This window comes from Arthrobacter sp. Soil762 (genome assembly GCF_001428335.1).
Taxonomy (GTDB): domain Bacteria; phylum Actinomycetota; class Actinomycetes; order Actinomycetales; family Micrococcaceae; genus Arthrobacter.
Genome location: NZ_LMSG01000017.1, coordinates 257,570 through 273,601 on the forward strand (window position 1 = coordinate 257,570; position 16,032 = coordinate 273,601).

14 protein-coding genes are annotated in these 16,032 nt (G+C 61.0%); 8 read left to right on the plus strand and 6 right to left on the minus strand.

Annotated elements, in window-relative coordinates; translation table 11 throughout:
- Positions 1-298: 298 nt before the first annotated feature.
- From ASG77_RS12325 to ASG77_RS12345, 5 genes are all read left to right on the plus strand, one after another.
- Positions 299-790: a hypothetical protein gene (locus ASG77_RS12325; RefSeq protein WP_056345873.1), complete on the plus strand. Its 492-nt coding sequence runs from the start codon at positions 299-301 to the stop codon at positions 788-790.
- Positions 787-1,812 carry a hypothetical protein gene (locus ASG77_RS12330; RefSeq protein ID WP_056345875.1) on the plus strand — a complete coding sequence of 342 codons (1,026 nt, stop codon included), beginning with the start codon at positions 787-789 and terminating at the stop codon, positions 1,810-1,812. The genes ASG77_RS12325 and ASG77_RS12330 overlap by 4 nt, the downstream gene beginning before the upstream one ends.
- Positions 1,809-2,258 (plus strand): hypothetical protein, encoded by a 450-nt coding sequence (locus ASG77_RS12335; RefSeq protein ID WP_056345877.1) that lies wholly within the window; start codon positions 1,809-1,811, stop codon positions 2,256-2,258. Before ASG77_RS12330 ends, ASG77_RS12335 begins: the two co-directional genes overlap by 4 nt.
- On the plus strand, positions 2,251-3,519 hold the full coding sequence (locus tag ASG77_RS12340) for an alpha/beta hydrolase family protein (protein ID WP_082576006.1): 1,269 nt from the start codon (positions 2,251-2,253) through the stop codon (positions 3,517-3,519). The genes ASG77_RS12335 and ASG77_RS12340 overlap by 8 nt, the downstream gene beginning before the upstream one ends.
- A gap of 499 nt (positions 3,520-4,018) precedes the next feature.
- On the plus strand, positions 4,019-4,660 hold the full coding sequence (locus ASG77_RS12345; protein WP_056345881.1) for an HNH endonuclease: 642 nt from the start codon (positions 4,019-4,021) through the stop codon (positions 4,658-4,660).
- A 70-nt stretch (positions 4,661-4,730) separates the two neighbouring features.
- On the opposite strand, the gene ASG77_RS12350 is transcribed toward ASG77_RS12345, so the two are convergent.
- Positions 4,731-5,615, minus strand: a complete 885-nt coding sequence (locus ASG77_RS12350) for an IS5 family transposase (protein WP_268760665.1) — start codon at positions 5,613-5,615, stop codon at positions 4,731-4,733.
- Positions 5,616-6,803: 1,188 nt separating this feature from the next.
- Here ASG77_RS12350 and ASG77_RS12355 point away from each other — a divergent pair.
- Both ASG77_RS12355 and ASG77_RS12360 read left to right on the plus strand, forming a co-directional pair.
- Complete coding sequence (locus ASG77_RS12355; protein ID WP_056345884.1) at positions 6,804-7,445, plus strand: hypothetical protein; 642 nt, start codon at positions 6,804-6,806, stop codon at positions 7,443-7,445.
- Positions 7,446-7,458: 13 nt separating this feature from the next.
- Positions 7,459-8,316 (plus strand): hypothetical protein, encoded by an 858-nt coding sequence (locus tag ASG77_RS12360; protein WP_056345886.1) that lies wholly within the window; start codon positions 7,459-7,461, stop codon positions 8,314-8,316.
- Here ASG77_RS12360 and ASG77_RS12365 read toward each other — a convergent pair.
- The 5 genes from ASG77_RS12365 to ASG77_RS12385 form a co-directional block, all read right to left on the minus strand.
- Positions 8,313-8,753 carry a DUF488 domain-containing protein gene (locus ASG77_RS12365; protein WP_056345888.1) on the minus strand — a complete coding sequence of 147 codons (441 nt, stop codon included), beginning with the start codon at positions 8,751-8,753 and terminating at the stop codon, positions 8,313-8,315. The two genes, ASG77_RS12360 and ASG77_RS12365, sit on opposite strands and share 4 nt — an antisense overlap.
- 542 nt (positions 8,754-9,295) lie before the next feature.
- On the minus strand, positions 9,296-10,036 hold the full coding sequence (locus tag ASG77_RS12370; RefSeq protein WP_056345890.1) for a TatD family hydrolase: 741 nt from the start codon (positions 10,034-10,036) through the stop codon (positions 9,296-9,298).
- Entirely contained in the window at positions 10,033-11,484 is a 1,452-nt protein-coding gene (gene qatC, locus ASG77_RS12375; RefSeq protein WP_327019623.1) for a Qat anti-phage system QueC-like protein QatC, read from the minus strand. The genes ASG77_RS12370 and qatC overlap by 4 nt, the downstream gene beginning before the upstream one ends.
- Positions 11,391-12,116 carry a hypothetical protein gene (locus ASG77_RS12380; RefSeq protein WP_056345893.1) on the minus strand — a complete coding sequence of 242 codons (726 nt, stop codon included), beginning with the start codon at positions 12,114-12,116 and terminating at the stop codon, positions 11,391-11,393. Before ASG77_RS12380 ends, qatC begins: the two co-directional genes overlap by 94 nt.
- Complete coding sequence (locus ASG77_RS12385) at positions 12,100-14,115, minus strand: KAP family P-loop NTPase fold protein (RefSeq protein ID WP_056345895.1); 2,016 nt, start codon at positions 14,113-14,115, stop codon at positions 12,100-12,102. The genes ASG77_RS12380 and ASG77_RS12385 overlap by 17 nt, the downstream gene beginning before the upstream one ends.
- Positions 14,116-14,567: 452 nt before the next feature.
- On the opposite strand from ASG77_RS12385, the gene ASG77_RS12390 reads away from it, so the two are divergent.
- Positions 14,568-15,869: a hypothetical protein gene (locus ASG77_RS12390; RefSeq protein ID WP_156380306.1), complete on the plus strand. Its 1,302-nt coding sequence runs from the start codon at positions 14,568-14,570 to the stop codon at positions 15,867-15,869.
- The last annotated feature ends 163 nt before the right edge of the window (positions 15,870-16,032 follow it).

Below are 16,032 nucleotides of genomic sequence, written 5' to 3' on the forward strand. Positions count from 1 at the left end.
GCCCAGCGATGATGGGGATCAGAATGACAAACAGCGATGATGCTTCTGGTCATTCATGGTCGGGATGTGGCGGCGCGGCATGACGCCGGTAGTTCTTTTACTCTGTTCGGAAGCGACCGTGTTCGCTCCGGAGGCTGGGGCGCGTTTCCAGGGCCGGGCGGGCGTGTCCGACGACGGCCCGGTCCCTCGCCCGCGGCGGAAGCGCCTGTGCTCTGGACATGTCCAGAGCACAGGCGTTCAATAGAAAGATAAGCGCTGTTGCCTGTCCTGGGGGTCGGGCTGATGGATAGGGTTTTCGATGGAAGGTCTCACTTCTGCCGCTGGTTTTTCGCCGCTGCGCAGCGCTGCCGAAGGCTTTCGCACACTTGACCTGCCGAACCACCTGTCGCTGGACGGCCTGATATCGATCGTCGAGATGGTGAGGCAGAAACGGATCGAGATTGACGTCTCCGAGTCCCTCACCGGGGCAACCGTTTGTGGGCTGTGGCTGTCCACCGACAGCAGGGAGATTATCCTGCACGCACCCACACCGTCGGCACTTCACCGTCAGCAATTCATCCTTCATGAACTGGGGCATATGGTGCTCCGCCACGACGAGACCGTGGTCTCCGCAAACTATGCCGAATCGCTCTTTCCGAACCTCTCCGGTGAGCACGTGTCCCGGATTCTGGGGCGGAGTGACTTCCTGGACCATATCGAAGCCGCTGCCGAGACGCTCGCTGACCTGTTCGCTGCTGCCATCCGGGACAGCAGCACCGAACCCCGGTCCTTTGAACGGATCTTCGGATGATCCAGGTCCTGTCCGCAGCCGTGATCTGGGCCCTTGTGCTGTGCCTTCTGAATGGCATTAAGCACCGCAAAGACCACAGTATTCTGGTAGCCGCCGTGACCATAGCCGCCGCGCTCACCCTGAATATCGACGGCATCTACCTGGCAGGGGACCGCTTGCTCGGGAGCCGCAACGTGCTGGACCTTTGCTCCAGCACCCTCATGGTCGTGGGCATCTACTACCTGTCTCGAGCGATCATACGGGCTGCCGATCTCAACGACACGGATGGCCACCATCAAAGTGGAGGCCTTTGGGCTCTCGGGCTTGTCGTCGTCGCCCTGACGGTCAGTTTCAGCTTCATAGAATCCCCTCAAACGTCCACCGCCTTCATGGTGGATTACGGCGATCAATGGGCTGCTGCTGCGTACTCGAGCATTCAGTTTCTCTACATCGGAGTGGTAGTCAGCGTCACCGGTTTCACATGCTTCAAGTTCCGGAGCGAGATGGCGAAGCGGTATTTTCGCGTGGCCTTTACCTTCATTGGAATCGGGTGTTCCCTCGCTTTGGTGTTGGTTGTTGACGTCTTGACCATGGATATTCTTCACCTGGGTGGACAGATTAAGGCGATGAAGCAACTCTCATTGGTCTTTGATGTAGCCCAAGTGGGCGCCATGGTGTTCCTCTGTCTGGGCCTTGCCTTGCCGCCGGTCGCACGCCGTCTGGAACGCAGCACCGACTCACGTACGACCGCCTATTTCGTCGATCGCTTGACTGAACCGTGGAGCAGGCTAACGGCGACACGATCCCAAGGCCGGCTCACTGTTTCGGAATCCGTATTTGACTCCCAGGAGGCTCTCAAATATCGACTCCATAGGATGCTTGTAGAGATCCAGGATGCCCTGTTCCTCGATCCGGACCTTGCCGAACTGTTGGATGCACGTGATATCCAAGTCTTGGGTAAAGCGGAGGAGCATCTCCAGGCCCGGCTTGCCGCGCGAGATCATCGACGCAGTACGCCACTAAGGAGGGATCCGCATCTGTGACAGACCGCGACGGCGGCCCGGTTGAACCGCCGCAAATGAAGCTCGCCCGGAAACTGAACCTTTTGCTGGATCTCTTTGAGGCACAAGGATCGGCACCCCTGACCTATCCGCAGATCAGCCAGCGCATGGCCGAGCGAGGGACCCCACTCTCGCGCTCTCGCTGGGCCTACATGCGCAGCGGTGAGGGATCCATGGCCACGGATCCGAGGCTGTTGCAGAATCTGGCTGAATTCTTTGGTGTTGATTCCCGGTACCTGCAGGATGATGGCAGCGAGATCCCCGAGCTGGTGGAGGCTCAACTCCTGCTCCTGCGGACGCTGCGTGAAAACCGTGTCCGGAACTTCGCGGCCCGGCAACTGCAGGGAATTTCGCCGGCAACTCTGCTCCGGCTGCGCAAAGTCATCGACGAGCACCTAAACGGCCCGGAGAGCCGCAGCGATGCGTAGAGTACTTCTCGGCGTGGCCACCGCGGGTGCCATCGCCGGCGCCGCATCGACTGCTACCGCTGTCTATTTTGCCCGGCAAGTCGTGGTGCCGAAGACCAAGCGAACTGAAGATCTGCCGATCCACCGGGTTGTCCAGGACAGTGACGGATCGCTGCTAATTGAGCTGCCTGTTTCGGCTCGAACCAGCGCTCCCGGCCGCTACAGCGTCTGGTTTGCCAACGGCAGCGGCCACGCCTGCATCGGAAAGGTCGTGTCGACAGATCATGCTGCCGGGACTGTGACGCGCCTTGTTGAGCGGGTTGACTCGGGTGATCTCTCGACCGCCCGAGCTGGAATTTGGAGCGGTTACGTCTATCCGACGGCGGATACGGTGGGGCTGGATTACGTGGACGTGGCGATCCCCGTAGAGAACGGCGTTGCTCCTGCCTGGCAGTTCACGCCACAGGAGGCTTCGGACGGCCCGGACACATGGGCCATCCACATCCATGGGATGGGCGGCTCGAAGGCCGGCGCACTGCGCGGCGTGCCAGTTGCACATCGGCTGGGCTACACGTCCCTGGTCGTCTCATTCCGGAACGACGGGGAAGCACCGGCGTCGCCGGATCGGCGGTACCACCTGGGACAATCCGAGTGGCACGACGTAGACGCTGCCGTTTCCTATGCCGTGGCCCACGGGGCAAGCTACGTAGTGCTTTTCGGCTGGTCGCTCGGCGGGTCCATAGCACTCCAGCTGACCACGCTGTCGGAGCACCGGGACCGCATCGCCGGGCTCGTGCTCGATGCGCCAGTCATTGACTGGACGAGCACACTGATCGCCAACGCGCGATCGAGCATGCTTCCTAGGAAGATTGCAGACTTGGGACTGAGGGTCCTCGGGTCACCGCAACTGTGCTGGATCGCCGGCCTTGAGGCGGCCCTGAATTTCCCGACCCTGAACTGGCTGGCTCGGGTGGCCGAAGTTCGTGCCCCTGTTCTTGTCATCCACAGCGAAGGAGACAGGTCGACGCCGTTTGCGGTTTCCCGCGAGCTCGCCAACCGCCGTCCTGAGTTGGTGACGCTGGTGAAATTTCCGGCCGTGGAGCACACACAGGAATGGAATGTCGACCCGGAGGGATGGGAAGCAGCGGTGTTCAGCTGGATTCGGGACCGCTACACGTTGTCAGTTAGCGGGCCAACGGGAGTCTTGCGAAGGACTCCCGCGACAAGCGAGCTGGGTCCACGTCCCCACACGTTTACCCACGGAAATGATGAAAAACGTTGACATGTCACGGGTTGTCACTCAGGGCCAGAAACGCCCAGATTCCGCGGATCCACAACACAACGCAGGCCCTTGGCAACCCTTGAAATACACTGTCCTCTGAGAAGGGATCAGGAGTTCGAATCTCATTAGCTCCACAGATGGAAATCCCCGCCAGCTCTGCGATCTCGTAGAGCTGGCGGGGATTTCTGTTTCTTCCGGGGTATCGGCGTGGGGGCAAAGTCCTTCGCCCACATGCCAACTCTTAGACTGGCCCGATGGAAGTTACAGTCGCCATCGAGTCCTCGGACGGCCAAACGAGCCGACTCAGCGCCACCGCTAATACGTACGAAGCGGCGCTTGAAAGGTCCGGGCCCAGGTGCCTGACGGAAGCCATATGATCGCAATCCGGACGGACAGAGATGTGCCTGATGCGTCGGCTCCTGGTCAGCGCCTCCTGACCTTCCGTTACAGACTGAGTAGAACAGCTTCGCGAAAACGTGACCTGAATGGATGAAGAAGAATGAGCGACATGTCCCAGTCGAAGGCGGTGTCCCCGGCATTGGGTGGGCCGAGGCGCAAGTCGCCGAGAAAGCCGGAGCCGAAAGGGTACGTGCCGAAGGCGGATCCGCCCGAACTCTTGATCCCCCACCATGAAATTACTGACAAGACGTGGGCCGCCTGGGACTGGCCTGCCGATCACGCGAGGCTGCCATCAAAGGTGCGAGACGTGTCTTTGATTCTTTGGCGGCGTGACGGAAATATCTGCCAAATCTGCGGGCTGAAGGTGGATATCTCGCTTCGAAGAGGCCATCCAGGCATGGCCAGCCCGGACCACATCGTCCCTCTGCGCCGCTACGAGGCGAAATACCCAACGGATCACCTCAATGTGTGGGGGAACGTGCGCCTGTCCCACCTGCATTGCAACACGGCTCACTCCGATTTCGACGCCCGGCTCATCGCCGTTGAGGACTATCGGACCATGCTCAGGAATGCCACCCTCCTGTTCGAAGCCACGGGTCAATGCCCGCCTCCCAAGACGTCGCGACCGGGACGACAGGCGCCTTTTGTGACGCCGGCTTGGGAAGCCGAAATACTCCATGGCAGGCCAACCGGCATCTTTGGCCAGGAATGGGCCACTCCCGCGACCGAGGAACCCCGATGACGAAATAGGCGAAAAAGCCGGGATGAGGGGGAGCAGATGTACAGGCAAGGCAAGGCCTAAGAGCCTGTTCCTAAACCTTGTTGGTTAGTCGTTTGCTGGTGATTCTGATCATGGTCCAGCGGACCATGGCTTCGTGGTGTTCGGGGAGCCGTTCGTAGTCGCGGACGCACCGTCGGTGACGGGCGATCCAGGCCAAGGTGCGTTCAACAACCCAGCGGCGGGGCAGGACATGGAAGCCGGTGGTGTCATCGGAGCGTTTGACGATGGTCAGGGCCAGGCCCAGGGTCTCGCGGGCCCAGATGACGAGCTTTCCGGCGTATCCGCCGTCGGCCCAGACCAGGCTGATCCGTTGACAGAACCCGTTCAAGACGGTCAGGAGGGGCTTGGCCCCGTCCCGGTCCTGGGTGCCGGCCCCGGTGACCAGCACGGCCAGCAGCAGCCCCATGGTGTCGACCGCGATGTGGCGTTTGCGGCCGTTGACCTTCTTGCCCGCGTCATAGCCGCGGCTACCTGCTCCAACGGTTTCCGCCCCGCGGACCGAGGCAGAATCGATGACCGCGGCAGTCGGTTCGGCCTGACGGTCCGTGGCCAGCCGAACCCTGGCCCGCAGGGTGGACAGGATCGCCTCGGTGGCTGAGGCAGCCTCCCATCGGGTGAAGTACTTGAACACGGTTAAAAACGGCGGGAAATCCGCCGGCAGCGCCCGCCACTTGATCCCGTTATCGACCACGTAGAAGATTGCGTCCACAATGGCCCGGCGGCAATGGGACTCGGGCCGTCCGCCGACACCGTTGATGAATCCCGGGTCCGGCAGCAGCTCGTCGATCACCGCCCACTGCGCGTCCGTTGTATCGGTCGGATACCGCCGCCCACGCCGCGGCTTTCCAGCGTGGAAAGGAGCGAACCGGCAGCACCGTTGCGCTTCAGAGGTGGCAATGTCGGCATGGTATAGCAAACTAACACGAAGGAACTCCTGCGAACCGTGATCTAGACAATCACCGGATTAACAGGAGTTCCGCCCGATTAACAGCCACCACGCCGCACTACGAGCCAACCGACACGAGGGCCAGGTTTAGGAACAGGCTCTAAGTGCTGCCAAGATCGGTGACGTCTGCGACGTCTACGTCAAAATGGTCAACTGGACCATCGGGCGCCGCCGGCACCTGGACGCTACCCTTAAACGCCGACCACGCAAAGAATGCCCCGGCACTACCGCCGGCCCCTCCGGCGAGGGCGCTGACGCCGCAGTGGCTTGCCCGCCTCGAAGAATTCGCCCAGTCGCCGGACAGCATGAGCGAACGCCCTATGAGTCTCGCAATGTTCCGGAGGAGCAGGGCCTGGCCGTGTGGCTGCGTCGAGGGCGGGCAGCCGTGCGCATGCGACTTGTCAAGCTGATAAGCGGAGGTTTCCGCCTGTCACCTGCAAGGATGTACTTGTCACTTGTCAGAACATGGCCTGTCCCGGCTTCCTATAGTTGGACAGCGCCGGGAAGAGTTGCCGCCGTGAACGCAAGCCCGAGCCTCAACGCTCCAGTCGAGATCGCCGTCGAACGTCACCAGACGTCCGTTCGGCAGCTCACCATTCTGGTGCAGAAGCAAGGCTTCAAGGTCACTCACACGACGCTTATTCAGGTTCTGAGCGGAACGTACAAGTCAGTTCCTTCTGAGGCGACCATCAGGGCGATTGCCTGGCTGGCCGGCGTCGATGCTTCGATTGCGTTCACGGCCGCCGGCCAACACGTCCCCGGTCCACCGTTTGCCGAGGGCTCCCGCCCGGCGTCGACAACCTCCCGCCCAAAGCGCCGAAGGCCGCCATCGACATGCCGCGGGTCCTGGTCGATATGAATCAGACGGCAGCCCATTCAAGCAACACTGATGACCAGGAACGGCCGGTCGACGTCGTGGAGCGGGCGCTGAGCCCCGTAACCCTGGCACTGAACAGACGACCGAGCCGCGTCGACATCCTGCGATGAAGGGTGACCCCTCAGTTGCGCCGACAGCCGGCATGTTAGAGAAAGCCATGGAAGTAACCGCGAAGACTGTGGGCAAGTGAGGCCGCGAGCCCTATCGGGTCGGGCGAAGTAACGCCGGTACGACAACTAGCCAGCCGCCGTAACGGGCGCAACAAAGATGGGGGACCGAAGATGTACCGAGTCGGTGGACATGAGTTCACATTCAAGAAGGACCTGGTAGGCCGGCTGAGTCAGGGCCTGAAGGACTATGCCGGCAAGGGCCGAGTCGACGATCAGGTGCTGTGCGACGTTCTTGCCGAACTCGCTGGGTGGCACCCAAACGCAGCCGTGAAGTTCGCTTCGGGCATCGAATACTGGATAGTGATGCCCAACAATGACCTGGAGTGGAATACTGACGGCTATCGCGCGGTCCTCGCCAAAGGCGGAGCACCTGAGAAATTCGGCTACTCAAAGGTCCTTTCGCCAAGGGAACACAAATACTTCGTTGCGGAAGCGCTTACTCACGAGGCTATCGAAATTACCCGTGAGTTCAGGAGCATGAGGTTCGCTGCGGGTCCTGTCTACTGTGCCGAGACGTCCGAACTTATCACTGACATCAAGCAAGCCGAAGCTGTCCACCGGCGCCCCCGTCGGGGCGTTCTCCATGAACAGTTTCTTCAAAGTCAAGGGCTCACTTACGAGGAAGTCGCGGTTGAGAGAGCCAGGCCATCCGGACGTCAGCTCGTTGATGGAGGACTCGCCCAGGCCTTTCGCGAGTATCAGACCGCGCGCCTAGACGGCATGGATATCGTGAAGAGCAAACGCGCTAGCTAATGAGGATAGGGGGATGGCCTTGAGCCAGGCAATGGGTCTGTTCGGGAATGGTCGGACGCTCTATGAGAAAGAAGCGGCCGCCGACTGGAAAACGGCGAAGGTTCTGATTGCGGTCAAGACCGCGCCGGTACCCTCCACGGCCATGGGTGACACGGTCTGCGTTGCGGGGATCAGGCTCACCCATGACGGGCCAGAGTGGATTCGTCTCTATCCGATCCCATTCCGCTACTTGGACAACGACATGAGGTTCAAGAAATACCAAATCGTCGATGTCCCCGTCAGGCCATCAGCCAAGGATCCGAGGGCCGAAAGCTACAACCCTGATCGGGACAACATCCAGATTCGTGACACGCTGAAGCCGTGGAAGGCCCGCCACCCTCACGTCTTGCCACTCTCAGATGACTGGACAATGTGCAGACTTTATCGGACAACGGTGGACAAGCTTCCAGCGCCTTCGCTGGCCGCGATCAAACCCAAGCTGGTAACAGACCTGAAGGTCACGTTGCATCCAGGGTGGACCAGACGCGAGAGAGCAAAGCTGGAGATGCACTTAAACCAGGGCACGCTCTTCGGGACGGAACCTGACAAGAAGATTCTAGAACCGCCGCGATTCCGTGGAACCTACAGCTACAGGTGTTTCGAAGCCGACTGTAAGGGTCACAACCAGGGAATGCTGGACTGGGAATTCACCGAGTTCCAACGGCACCACGCTGCCGATTCTGACGAGGTCGCCATCGCGGCCATCCGTAAAAGGTTCTTCACCGAGATGTGCTCCCCAGAACGAGGTCCTATCCTGTTCGTTGGGAACCAAGCCAAGAGACACCACACGTTCAGCGTGCTGGGGATCTACCGATCCATCTCGAGCACCTAGGCCGGCACAAGCTCCTTGACCTCTTCAATGACGTACTGCCGGTGGCAGCAACGTTCGCTTGCCTCGAAGCATAGTACGGCGACGCGCTGACCCGAGGCTAGTTCCGCGAGCTCCTTCAGCGCCTCGACTGACTCTTGACGCCCAAGCAGCGCTTTGTACGTTGCTCCGGCGACCTTCGCGGCGGGCGTTCCAGGGGCGCCGAAGCCTTCCCGATTGTTCTTGGGGTTTCCCAGCGCGGGGAGATGACGATACTGGATACCCGCGCCTGCGAGCGCCTCGGTCAAGGCCTTCTTTGAGAACCCCCTTTTCCGGGAAATCGGGTTCAGCCGAACATCCACCACGGTGCCTATTTTCCATGCCTTCAACTCTTCGAGAAAGGTCGAAATGTCCTTCCCTTCGTATCCGATCCCAATGACGCCGCTCGTTTCAGTCCACATACTTTCATTCTTGCACGGGGGCAAAGTCGGCTCACCGTCGTACCCTCGCCGCATCTCCCGGGGTGGTGATGCCAGACCGGGCGCCGGCCCGTACCAACTGGGTCGATGTCATCTGCCTGAAGAAGAGCCTCGGCCGCCGATGGCGGCGCCGAGGGCCCGGCCCTTGGACAGGTGCGACTTGGCCGGTGCCGAGTGCGGGACATCGACTCCGGCCAGGTCCATTGGTGAACCGATCAGGTGCGTGTTGTCAACGCGTCAAATCGAGGGCGGTGTTGCGGCGAGGAAGTCGCTACACTCCGATTATTAGGTAGAGTCCATCGATGCCCGGGCGGGGCGGCAGTTGAAGGCCGACTCGATGGCGTCCGGATGAGTGTAATGCCGAGTCCCTCATCGAGAGAGTCTGAGGACGCTGGTGTTAACCTGAGGCCCGTTCGGAGAGGCTCACGGTTGACTCATTTCCCCCGTCCAAGGTGAGCCGCAAACATGCAGTACCCTACCGACGTTGGCGGTTTCAGCGCGTCACCACGCACGCGCCGCGTCCATCAGTCTTTGGACAGAAATCGTCTTTGATTGGCGAGGATTGTTTCGGTGGCATCGGATAATTCCGTACCCCAGGCGTGTCCAAGCGCAACGGCAACGGCGGTGAGCTGATGTGGATGGGCCACGTTACCCCGGTCTTTCGCGTATGGGCCGTCCGTCTCCAAAAGGACACGGTCACGGGGGACCGCCCCCATCAATGAGGGAAACTTGCGCGACCGGGTCATGGCGATGTTTACCGAGAAGTAAAGACCGGCCCGGTTCGCTTCTTCGACAAGGTACATGGGGCCTGAATACCAGTGCAGGACGGCGCGAACCTTCGCCTGGGCGAGCTTTTGAATCACGTCTCTTTCGGCTCCCCGGCTATGCACCGTGAGGGTATGTTGTCCCCGTTTGGCCTCGGCGAGCACGAGGTCAAAGACCTTCTGTTGAGTCTTGGCCGTCGCGGCACCCGCCCGGGAATAGTCGAGTCCGACTTCGCCAATCCACTCAGCGTCGGGAAGGAGGCGCATGAACCGCGCCATATCGTTCTGGGCGAAGGTTGCAGCATGGAGTGGGTGCAAGCCGATGGCGACTGCGACATGATCACGGCGTCCGAGCCGCATCTTGAGGCGCCGGTATTCATCCGGGTCCTCAGTCACGGCGACTAGGGCGACGCCTGCCTCTTCCGCGGCACGGAGCACAGCGACGGGGTCTTGATAGGCGCCAATATGGCAGTGCGTGTCCAGAAGGCGTTCTTGAATCATTGTAGCTCTTTCACGATCTTGGCGGTTGCTCCGGTGGCGTTATCGAACCATGCCCCCAGCTCCGCGATGCCTCCCCGCCAAACGCGCAGGAATTCACGATGTTCGCCGTTCGGGATTGGGCCGTTGCGAAGAATGTCCCGATCCGGCCGGGAAGCATAGACACCGTTAATTACCGCCCTCAGGTCGGCGGCGCGACGTGTGTCATGATCGAGCAAATCTTCTCCCGTCAGCGCATCCCATGCATATCCGTCGGGGCCATCCCAATCAACATGCGCCATGGACGACCGCCGAATGAGGCAGGGGAAACAATAGCCGCAGTTGCCCTGCTCCCGGCTGACGAACCGGGCAGCTTCGGGGTGCGAGCACGAGATGCTGTCCGGGGCCAGTTCCCTGAGAAGTCCTGGGTTTCTGGATCCTGCCAGGATCTCGCCCTTGGTTTTGAGTCGGAAAGGGTTGAGGATCGGATTGCTGACCCCGACGAGTGTTGCCGCACTGTGGAGAAGCTCGATGAAGTGGGGGTGTGTTGTCCGGGTACTGAAGCTGCCGGAACGGGCCCTGGTGAGTGGGACGTTGATGCCGATGAAGCCGTTCTCGGGAATGTAGACCGGCACGTCCGGCCCGATGGAGGACGCCAAGGCGAGCCCCGCGGTGAGGAAGAGTAGCGAACGGGCACGAGTGGTTGTTTCACGTGCGGTCGGTAAAGGACGCGGTTGCTGTGCGTTCGCCGGGGCCGGGCGCAGGAACAGACGTCTGACTTCGAGCCGGTCCTCGCCGTAGTGGGACCGTAGCTTGGCCAGGAGTTTCTGCTGGGCGGTGGAGGCTTGATCGCCCTCGTTGTGTGAAATGAGGCAGAGCCTGCGGTCAGGATTCTCTTCGAGCAGATCGATGACCCCCGTGAGTGAGTCGAGGCCACCGGAAAACAGGCTGACAGCGTCTACATCACCGACCGGCGTCACATCGTCCGTCACGACGCTCATCCCGGCGACAGGGGAGCGTTCCTCCGCGTACGGCACGATGTTCCAACGGTCCCCGGTGAGGAAACCCACCGTTTCATCCCATCGGGCTTGCTGCCAGGCGCCGAGGTTCCCGACGGGGACTTCGAGCCGGACCTCGCGGGTCCACACATCGGATGTGGGGGAGCGCAACGCCGTCTTGTCGGCGCAGTAGACCGAGGCGCCGAGTAGAAACAAGTCCAGCGCTTCGCGGGGGGCGCGCCAGCCATTGAAGAAGGCCGACCCGGACCGGTTGCCGAACTGGATGGTGGCGGAAGTCTTTCCAGGTGCCCAGTCCAGGAGACGCGTTTCGGTGGGTTCGGTGGGAACTTCTGTGGGATGGGTGCGGACCCGATAATCGATCATGCGCTGATCTCGCCTTCGAGTGCGGAAAGTAATTCGTATGCCGAGGTCACGGCGTTCTCGGCAATGGTTCGGCCCTCGGTGCCGCCCCATTCGACGGCGAACGGGTCAGCGGGTAGTTGGATGGCGACCAGGTTGGCAATGATCTGGCGCATTTCCTGGTCGGCCCGCCGCATGGCGTCCGGGTCCGTTAGGCGGCTGAGTCTTTCCGCGACGACGGGCACCCTGTTGTACACATAGAGGGCGAGGAACCGTTCGAGCACCGTTTCCAGCTGCTCCTTGGTGACGCTGACCCGGTCCAGTTCCGTCCACGAGTCGGCGTCCCCAAAGAGTTCGTCGAGCACATCGCACGCGGCATCGCGGGCGGCGACAGAGTCCAGGTCGTTGCCGGTGCCTGCGATGTATGTGACGAGTTCGTCGAGGACTGTGAACCGGTCCTGTCCCACGAGGTGGCCCAGACCCAGGGCCACGAACGCCTGGCCCGGCGTTCCGGTCCCCAGCCCTGCCAGCAGGCTCCCGAGTTTGCTGATGCCGGCCGTTCCGGCCCGCGCCGAAGCAACGGCCCCCCGAACACCTCCCAGGAGCGGAACGTGGCGCCCCAGAACGAGTTCCGCGCGGCCCCTGGAATCGCTGCGGTGAAGATTCTGGACATAGCTGGTCGTGGCGCGTTTCAGCGGTGTCCAATCTCCGCCCCTACCCGCGGTGCGGTCAGCGGACGTTCCCACCAGGGCCTCCCTTCGCTCTGTTCGAGGCTTTCCTCATTTGCGTCACCACGGTCTTCAGGGGCGTGTGCTCGCTCGCTTCCCAGCGATCCAGCAAAGCCGCCACATCGGCATGGTCTGCCGGTAGGCGACGCACTGCTGCCGAAGCGGAAGCTGGGGGAATGACTGCCGGGGGGATGCGCTGTAACGTCCTGCAAACGGCCGGCACCATGTCCGGGTTCTTCTCTGCCAATTCCAACGCTGCTGTCAGGGCAAATGACCCTGGATGGCGCTGGACCCGTTCCAAGAGGGCTTCCGTGAACTGTGCCCGTTCGTTCGCTTCGAGATCTGCGACGGTCCCGATGTGCCGTCGCCGGTTGGCATCGACATCCGACTGCACGTCGGTGATGAGGCGCTGGAGATGGGGGGCCAGCCGGGACGCGGACACCCCGAAGGAGAGCTTGTCGCGTGAGTACGTGAAATAGGGACGCAAATCGATGCCTGCGAATGCGGGTTCTGCCCGGAGCCATTCGGCGATATGCGTTTTGTCGGCCCACGTTTGGGCTTCCGTGAGCTGATCCGTTGTTTCCGGCTTGGAGGACGCGGCTTTAGCCTGGCGGGAGGCAGGTGCGGTCCCTGTAGGGGAACCAGTCACTGGCTTCCCGGATGTTGAGTCTCCTGTGGCCCGCACGCGCGCTTCGGCCACACGGATCTCGCCGCAGGCGCCACCGGCGGCGAGCTCCCAGTCAAACAACTTCTGGAAATCGGTGTTGTACTGGTCTTCCAGCACCATCAGCTTCGCGAGCACCGGCAGCTTCAACGAGGCATTCCTGCGGATCGCGCTTCGATGTTTCAGCAGCAGATTATTCAGGAACCTTTTTAGTTGACGGGGGTTTCCGCGAAGCGATGCCCCAAGAATGGGTGTGATGTCCGCGGCCCAGCTCAGGTCGGCGGCGAGGTTGAGCGGAATATCGCCGCCCAATGCCTCGCCGGCAATACCGGCGTTGAAGGCTACCGCCAAGCCGTTTTCGCGTCGTACCTGGGCAGAGGCTTCCAGCACCTTATCGAGTTGCTCTTCGTCGAGGTGCAGTTCGGCGAACAGTAGGTTCACGTAGGTCTCCGCCTCCGGAGCCGAAAGGGGAGGGATGGCTATTTTCAGTTGGAGCATCTTCTCCAGATAATCCCGGCCGATTCCGGCGCCGTCGGGCTTTTTCAGTTCCGGATAGCGCGAATCGATGGCCGACTCGACCACGTTCTGATTCAGTGCCATGACGTAGGCCGTCTTCGGTGTGTTCAGGAACAGGCGGATCGCTTCGAATGTGTCGACCACCGTCTCGGGCAGGCAACGGTCCAGATCGTCGATGAAGACGATCACCGCGTCGCACCCAGGAATTTCTTTGACGAGCTTAGCGAAATCCTTGCGGAACGCATCGACGTCCCCGGTGGGTGTCGGGGCCGTCCCTCCTGCCGAAGGTCGGGGTTGAACCAGCTCGGCCAGTGCCTGTTGGGCTCCTTCGGATACCGCGCTTGTCGCTGCAGAGATGAGATCGGCGGTGTCGGCATCCATTTCGGGGACAGCTTGTTGCACCAGGATAGGCACCACCGCCGGAGCATGTTTGGCGGCTGTGCGTCCGAGCTGCCTGCCCCAGCGCCCCAGACGGCCAAGGATGGTTCGCAGCCGCCCTACTTCCTCGACCGCCCCGGGAACTCTGGCCGCGATCGCATCGAGGACGGCGGACATGAGGGCGATCTTGACATCGTCATGGTCCTCGTACTGCCAAGGGCTGAAGTTGATGACGAGATACCGGCCGGGGGCGTCATCCTCCTCGTCGGTCTGGTCGCGGCCGATGCCTTTCAGCTCCTGCGCCGCGATCTGCATGAGGCTGCTTTTGCCGGAGCCCCAGTCCCCGAGCACGCCAATGGTGAGCGGCAGCAACCTTGGTTCGGTCAATGCGACGACCAGTCCGTCGATCAGGAATTCGAAACCGAGGAGATCCGCGTCCGCTTCGTTGTCAGCCCACATAAGCCCTCCTACCCTGACATTGCGGGGTAGGACGTCGCACGAGATGGTTGTCGGAATGCACCATCTACCCCCAAAGCTCCCCGCATCGTAACCGGTGAATGCACGGCGGGCGCACTCGCACATTACGAAACCGAGTCACAACTCGAAGCAGCGTGGGCGGGGACGGGCGGGACCGCATTGCTGAACCCTGCAAATGCGTTCAGTGCGACCGGTAGACACTCGGGTAATGTTGCGGTCCTCTGGCTATCCAGTTGGTGGCAATGTTGTACAGCCTGCTGGCAGGCTCGAAACTGACCTTGCCGCATCCCGGCAAGCGCATGCGGAAGACGTTTGTGTGCTCTATCAGACGGTGGACCGTCACTTGCCTGCTCTAACGAGCAGCGCTAGGGAACCGAATGGTCCTGCCGAGGACGTGTGCTCCGACGGTGAGTAGCGCTGTATAGGCTATGGGAATGGTAGGCACGCTCCCTGGAACACCCGGGAATATGAAGTCAGCGGCAGAGGCATTGGCACTCCTGGAGAAGGCGCTGCGCACTATGGAGGTGTACCACTTTCCATGGCCACAGGAGGTGGACTCTGGAATCGATCTCGTCGGTTTCGCGACACTTACGAGGGAAGCCGGTGATAAGCGCGGAGCCGCGACAGCCTTCGTTGCTGGATTTCAGTCAAAGGGGACCGATGATTCCTTCACCGATGATCAGGCGCGGTCAGTTCAAATCAAACAACACGAGGAATACTGGAAAAACGCTACGCTCCCCGTGTTTGTTGCAAGAATTAGCAACGATGGCGCCGCGTTGCTTGTTGAAGACGCCCTGTCATCACTCCATGGGCTGGCGCTGATAGCGCCCTACCAGGACCGCATAAAGAGTATCCCAACGACAGTGACGATTCAGTCCGCTGCCACCGACATCCGACTACGCATGTTCGCACATGCCTTGGCGCCCTGGATCTCGCAGCGACTGCGGGCTCGGACACTTGCCCATGAAGACACGCTCCGGGGATTGAATCGGCAATCCGCGTGGTCACTGCTTGACTATTCGGCCGGACGTTACTCCTCATTCCCTGTTCCAGGGTCTTGGGCGGATGTCCAGCAGTATTTCACGCTCGTGGACTACATGTATGAGGATTGGACTTTCAGGCAACAGCTATTCGAAGACCTCAAAAACCGTGTGAGTGCAGGTCCGGACGATCAAGAGTACGGGTGGGACGACGAGCCGTTGCTGGTCGGCCCGAAGCAGTCGGCCGCCCAAGCACGGACAGGTGCCTTTAGGTTGCTCGGCGGAATGATCGAGCTGCTACTCAGGTTCGAGTCTTGTCACCCCACATTGACCGCAGAGCCCATGCCTAGCCAACAGTCGCTTAAGGCCATGGAAGCTCGACGCGCCGCCTACGGCCTCGACGACTCGACGGAGAACGTACATGCATACAACAAAGCAGAAGAGGCTCACAAAAAGCCCAAGGAAGCTCTCGCGCGGAAGGACGTAGAAGACGCCATCGGGGTGATCACCCTAGTGTGGAAAGGGGCCGCAACCGCCCTCGGATACACCCAAGCCGAACTAGTAGCGGCAATCGGTCTGTATGGTGGTTATTCCAGTTCCAGCGGCAGTACCTTCTACGAAATTCTGAGCCGTACTGACGACGTTCAGACTGCGCTTCAAGCGGCGTTGTACAAATGGGCCGCGAAGTCGTTCTACCTGCTGCACTGGGAGTCAGCTGCCCGCGCTATAGAGGAGCTTCCACCATCGATGCGGTAGCCATCCACCGTTACTCAAGTCCATTGCCAGGACCAAAGCCCAGCCTATTTTCCGCGGATTTCGAGCGGCTCGATGCGAAGCGGCGGCTCCCCTGGCCAGACAAGCACGCCATTCCCCAGCTCGAGTTCTCCATGTTGAGCACATCCACCCGGGTGACACCCCC

Bases quoted from the DNA above. Each gene is read 5' to 3' on its own strand.
- ASG77_RS12385 (WP_056345895.1), bottom strand. From the start codon at position 14,115: ATGTGGGCTGACAACGAAGCGGACGCGGATCTCCTCGGTTTCGAATTC.
- ASG77_RS12330 (WP_056345875.1), top strand. From the start codon at position 787: ATGATCCAGGTCCTGTCCGCAGCCGTGATCTGGGCCCTTGTGCTGTGC.
- ASG77_RS12390 (WP_156380306.1), top strand. From the start codon at position 14,568: ATGGTAGGCACGCTCCCTGGAACACCCGGGAATATGAAGTCAGCGGCA.
- qatC (WP_327019623.1), bottom strand. From the start codon at position 11,484: ATGGGGCGGCACCGAGGGCCGAACCATTGCCGAGAACGCCGTGACCTC.
- ASG77_RS12340 (WP_082576006.1), top strand. From the start codon at position 2,251: ATGCGTAGAGTACTTCTCGGCGTGGCCACCGCGGGTGCCATCGCCGGC.
- ASG77_RS12325 (WP_056345873.1), top strand. From the start codon at position 299: ATGGAAGGTCTCACTTCTGCCGCTGGTTTTTCGCCGCTGCGCAGCGCT.
- ASG77_RS12365 (WP_056345888.1), bottom strand. From the start codon at position 8,753: ATGTGGACTGAAACGAGCGGCGTCATTGGGATCGGATACGAAGGGAAG.
- ASG77_RS12345 (WP_056345881.1), top strand. From the start codon at position 4,019: ATGAGCGACATGTCCCAGTCGAAGGCGGTGTCCCCGGCATTGGGTGGG.
- ASG77_RS12370 (WP_056345890.1), bottom strand. From the start codon at position 10,036: ATGATTCAAGAACGCCTTCTGGACACGCACTGCCATATTGGCGCCTAT.
- ASG77_RS12355 (WP_056345884.1), top strand. From the start codon at position 6,804: ATGTACCGAGTCGGTGGACATGAGTTCACATTCAAGAAGGACCTGGTA.
- ASG77_RS12360 (WP_056345886.1), top strand. From the start codon at position 7,459: ATGGCCTTGAGCCAGGCAATGGGTCTGTTCGGGAATGGTCGGACGCTC.